This window comes from Amycolatopsis sp. SID8362, from assembly GCF_010550475.1.
Classification (GTDB): Bacteria; Actinomycetota; Actinomycetes; order Mycobacteriales; family Pseudonocardiaceae; genus Amycolatopsis; species Amycolatopsis eburnea.
Genome location: NZ_JAAGNB010000193.1, coordinates 1 through 4,890, shown reverse-complemented (window position 1 = coordinate 4,890; position 4,890 = coordinate 1). Strand labels below are relative to the sequence as shown.

The following is a 4,890-nucleotide window of genomic DNA, read 5'->3' as shown; positions in this document are numbered from 1 at the left end:
CGCTCGAGCCCGCTCCGGTCCGGCGCGGCGGCCAGCGCGGCCCGCGCCGCTTCGTCCGCCGTCTCGCCGGTTTCCAGCCCGGCCTGCGCGGCCGTCACGGCGTCCGCCGCGGCCTGGCGCCGGGATTCGAGGTCTTCGACGCCGTCCGGGCGTTCCAGCGCGTCCAGGACGCCGAGTTCCTTGGTCAGCGTGGCGACGCGCTGCCGGGCTTCGTCGTGCGCGCGGGTCGCGTCGTTCAGCCCCGGCAACGCGGCGGTCACGCGCGCGTCCAGCTCGGCGAGGGCGGTCATCCGCGCGGCGAGCGCTTCGACGGCTTCTTCGGTGGCGTCGGCGTAGCTGCCCAGCTGTTCGGTCAGCACGGCGGCGCGTTGCTTCTGCTGTTCCGCGGTGACCCCGGCGCGGCGGCCGATCCGCTCGTAGACCTCCAGGCCCAGCAGCTTGATGAGGATCTTCTGCCGGTCGGCGGCCTTGGCGTGCAGGAACTCGGCGAAGTCGCCCTGCGGCAGCGCCACGCAGGTGCAGAAGTGCTTGAACGTCAACCCGAGCAGGCGCTCGACCGCGGGGGTGACCTCGGAGTCCGCGGCGACCGGGTCGGCGTCGTCTTCCGGGCCGCCGAGCGCGGCCGGGTCGATCAGCCGTTCCAGGCGCACGTTCTTGACGCTGACCGTGGGTTTCTTCCCGCCGCTGCGCCGGACTTCCCGCACGACGTGGTAGCGCGTGCCCCCGGCGTCGAACACCAGCCGCACGGTCGCGCGGTTCGCCGTCGGCGCGAGCGCGGGCGCGACCAGGCCTTCGTGGTCCCAGCGGGCGACGGAACCGTAGAGGGCGAAGGTGAGCGCGTCGATCACGGTGCTCTTGCCCGAGCCGGTCGGCCCGACGAGCGCGAAGTAGTCCGTGTCCGCGAAGCTGATTTCGGTCTTCTCGCGGAAGGACGCGAACCCGGTCATCTCCAGCAGCACTGGCCGCATGTCACACCCCGCTCGTCTCTTCGTCGTGCAGCCGCGCGAACAGCGACTGGACGCGCTTGTCCTCGACGGTCCGCTCTTCGCAGTACGACGCGAACAGCTCCCCCGGTGAGCGGTCCGCGATCGCGCGGTCGCCGCCCGAGGTCGTGACCGGCGCGGCGAACTCCGGGTCGATGCGGATTTCCAGGGCGTGGGGCAGGGCTTCCTGGATTTCCTCGCGCAGCCCGGCCCTGGTCGCTTCGCGGACGTAGACGCGCAGGTAGTCCTCGCCGAACTCCTCGGCGCGGCCGATCAGCTCGGCCACCGTGCCGTGGACGGTCCGCAGCCGCCGCCCCGAGGTCAGCGGGACATCGGTGATCTTCGCCGGCGTCGTCGGCGAAACCTCGACGGACAGCACGACGCTCGTGTTGTCCTGCTCGCCGAAGTCGACCGCGAACGGCGAACCGCTGTAGTGCACCGGGCACGCGGCGGGCAGCGACTGGCGGCGGTGCAGGTGGCCGAGTGCGACGTAGTGCGGATCGGCGCCGAACGCCGTGGCCGGCACGTGGTACTCGAAGATGGACTGCGCCGCGCGCTCGCCGCCGCCCATGGCGCCGCCGGTCACCGTCAGGTGCGCCATGACGAGGTTCACCGCGCCCGGCGTGAAGCCTTCCTTGAGGTGTTCCAGGATGTCGCGCACGCGCTGGTCGTACTCGCCGACGTTGTCCGCCGGCGTCCCCGTGATGAGCTCGGCCGCGCGGACCGCGTAGCGCTGGGAAAGGAACGGCAGCACGGCGACGTTGACGCGTTCGCCCGTCGAACGCGCGTCGAACGACACGACCCCGCCGTCCGCGGCCGGCCGCGGGTTCCCGGTGAGGTGGATGCCCGCCTTGCGCAGCAGCGGCCGGTAAGCCTCGAACGTCGCGGCGTGGTCGTGGTTCCCGGCGATGGCCAGCACCTCGGCGCCGGTGTCGCGCAGCGCCATCAGCGCCTGCACCACCAGCTCCTGCGCGGCGGCCGAGGGCGCCGACGTCTCGTACAGGTCGCCCGCGACGAGGATCGCGTCGAACTCCTCCTTCCGCGCGATCCGGACGATTTCGCCGAGCACCGCGCGCTGCTCGTCGAGCCGGTTGCGGCCCTTGAGCGTCTTGCCGACGTGCCAGTCGGAGGTGTGCAGGAACTTCACACTTCGTCCTTCCGTTCGGATAGCGGGCGGTGAGGCTCAGAAGGGAGGCGGGTCGTCACCGAACGGGTCGGCGCTCCCCGACGGCAGGCCGGCGAAGGGATCGGCCTTCTTCGCCGTCGCCGTCTTCACCGGCACCTGGCCGGCCTCGGAAAGCCGCGTGGCCCAGGCCGGGAACGGGAACCCGACGGCGATCGGCACCGGGATCTCCGGCTGGCTCACGAACATCGTGCCCGGCGTGGCGAGCGTCGCGCGGACCCGCTGGCTCTGCGGCAGGAAGCCGTACTCGGGCCGCGACGCCTCGGCGGCGTCGAGGCGCCCGACGATGCGCACCGAGCTGTTGCTGACGATCCGGCGCTCGACCTCGCTCGCGGTCTGCTGCGCGCCGATCAGGATGACGCCGAGGGAGCGGCCGCGCTCGGCGATGTCCAGCAGCACCTCCTTGATGGGGCTGCTGCCTTCCCGCGGCGCGTACTTGTTGAGCTCGTCCAGCATGGTGAACAGCAACCCGCCCGGGCCGGCGGCTTCCTTGCGCGCGGTCTCCGCCGCGAGCGTCACACCGACGACGAACCGCTGCGCGCGCTCGACGAGGTTGTGGATGTCCACCACGGTCACCTGCTGGTTCTCCGTGGACAGCGAGCGCGCGGGGTGGTCGGCGAGGTCGCCGCGGATGAGGCCCGACAGCGCGCGCTGGCTGGAGCGCAGGCGGCGGATGAAGGCGTTGACCGTGCCCGCGCCGGTGACCGCGCCCGCCCAGCTCGCGCGGGTTTCCTCGTCGGTGACCCGGTCGCAGATGACGTCGACGAGTTCGGCGTAGGTGCGGCACAGCACGCCGTCGACGTTCGCGGCGCCGTCCTTGCCCGCCGGGGTGCTGTCCAGCCGCAACCGGTTCGCGACCTGGTGGATGACCATCGTGTACTGGTTGCGCTCGTCCTCGGCGTCGGCGAAGACGTAGGGCAGCAGGTCCTTCGCGCAGAACTCCGCGATGGTCCACCAGAACGCGCCGACGCCGGACGTGCGCCCGGTGACGTAAGGCTTCCCCGTGGTGTCCGACGGCGTCGGCGGCGCGTAGAACCCGACGGAGGCGAAGGGCTCCGCGGGCAGGCCGAGCTTGAGGTACTCGTCCCTGAGCTTCTCGTCGAGGTGGACGTTCGGGGTGTCGAGGAACAGCAGGTCCTCGCCCTTGACCGAGAAGACGAGGGCCTTGGCGTTGTGGGCGTTGGGCAGCGCGCCGCCGCGGAAGATCGAGTGCAGCAGGAACAACGCGAACGACGTCTTCGTGGCCACGCCGGAGACCCCGCTGATGCTGACGTGCGCGCCCCGCGTGCCGTCGAGGAAGTCCATGTTGAGGTAGACGGGTTCGCCGTCCCGGCCCAGGCCGACCGCCACCTGGCGGGTCATGTTGTCGAAGTACAGCGCCTGCGCGCGATCTTCCCCCTTGGCGCGCTCGACGACCGACCCCGGCTTCGGCGGGACGTAGCACTCGGGTTCGACGCGGGTCGTGGCGATCTCGGCGATCTCCTGCACCTGCGCGGGCAGGACGCCGTCGGAGATCAGGAAGACGTCGCTGCCGAAGCTGGCGCCCTCGTGCCGCGCGCTCACCTGCGTGACCACGCCGTAGGAGGTGACTTTCCCGAGCCCCGGCAGGTCCCGCCGGGTCACGACGACGTCGTCGAGCTGCAGATAGGCTTCCGGGTCGATGGCCACGCAGAACTGCAGCGGCGTCGAGTCTTCGGTGCCTGCCACCCGTCCGACCACGGTGGTGAGCGTCTCCTGGTCCACGGTTCTCCCTGTCCGCGCGGGTGTTCCTCCCGCGGCAGACTAGCCCGCGGCACCGACAGTCCCGCGGCCAACACGGCGTTGACCCGGGATGTCACGGCCGGGCAAGACTGCGCCGAACGAGTGAGTTCACCCTTCGGGGAAGATCCTTTTGCCGCCGCAGAACCCATTCCCGCGCCCGGCGGCGCGGTCGCCGCGGGGGTCCGGAGACGCCGAACCCGGGCCGCTGCGCGGGATCCGGCGCCCGCGTGGCCCCCGCCACACGGCGGGAACGGGCAACTCCCGGCGTGTCGTGGCGAAAGTTCTCCAAATGGCCCTCGGGTCCTATATGGACGACCACAGTGGACGGCGCAGAACCCCTGTTTTGCCTGCTCAGAGCCGTGCGCGGGGTCAGGGCTGCCGACCGGGCCCTCTCCGGCGAAGGACGTCCGAGAGGCGGAACCCGCCCCCGTACAAGGAAATATTTCGACCCCCGGTTGGATTTTGTGCGGTATTGGTAATACCGTGTGCAGTGTCGGCCGAGATGGGCCGTGACTAGTAGTTCCACTATGGAGGACTGGAATGACGAACAAGGCCCAGCTGATCGAGGCGCTGTCGGAGCGCCTGGGCGACAAGAAGGTGGCTTCGCAGGCCGTCGACGGTCTGGTGGACATCATCATCCGGACGGTCAACAAGGGCGAGAAGGTCAACATCACCGGCTTCGGTGTGTTCGAGAAGCGCGCCCGCGCCGCCCGCACCGCGCGCAACCCGCGTACCGGCGAGGCCGTGCGCGTCAAGAAGACCAACGTGCCCGCCTTCCGCGCCGGAACCACGTTCAAGGACGTCATCTCCGGCTCGAAGAAGCTGCCGAAGGCCACCCCGGTCAAGCGCGCCACCGCCGCCACGGCGACCCGCGCGACCGCCACCAAGGCCGCCGCGGCCCCGGCCAAGGCCACCACCACCCGCACCACGCGGGCGGCCGCCGCCAAGCCGGCCACCACGCGC

4 protein-coding genes are annotated in these 4,890 nt (G+C 71.1%); 1 reads left to right on the top strand and 3 read right to left on the bottom strand.

Translation table 11 applies throughout. The features are described from left to right. The 3 genes from G3I65_RS07110 to G3I65_RS07100 form a co-directional block, all read right to left on the bottom strand. Window positions 1–968 (bottom strand): AAA family ATPase (locus G3I65_RS07110; RefSeq protein ID WP_166639778.1); only part of this gene is annotated, 968 nt, incomplete at its 3' end. A 1-nt stretch (window position 969) separates the two neighbouring features. Beyond that, window positions 970–2,130 (bottom strand): exonuclease SbcCD subunit D, encoded by a 1,161-nt coding sequence (locus tag G3I65_RS07105; protein WP_160695376.1) that lies wholly within the window; start codon window positions 2,128–2,130, stop codon window positions 970–972. A gap of 36 nt (window positions 2,131–2,166) precedes the next feature. Beyond that, the gene (locus G3I65_RS07100) at window positions 2,167–3,909 is read right to left on the bottom strand and encodes an ATP-binding protein (RefSeq protein WP_160695375.1); all 1,743 of its coding nucleotides are present in this window, start codon (window positions 3,907–3,909) and stop codon (window positions 2,167–2,169) included. A 558-nt stretch (window positions 3,910–4,467) separates the two neighbouring features. Between G3I65_RS07100 and G3I65_RS07095 the strand changes: the two genes are divergently transcribed. Further along, window positions 4,468–4,890 (top strand): HU family DNA-binding protein (locus G3I65_RS07095; RefSeq protein WP_160695374.1); only part of this gene is annotated, 423 nt, incomplete at its 3' end.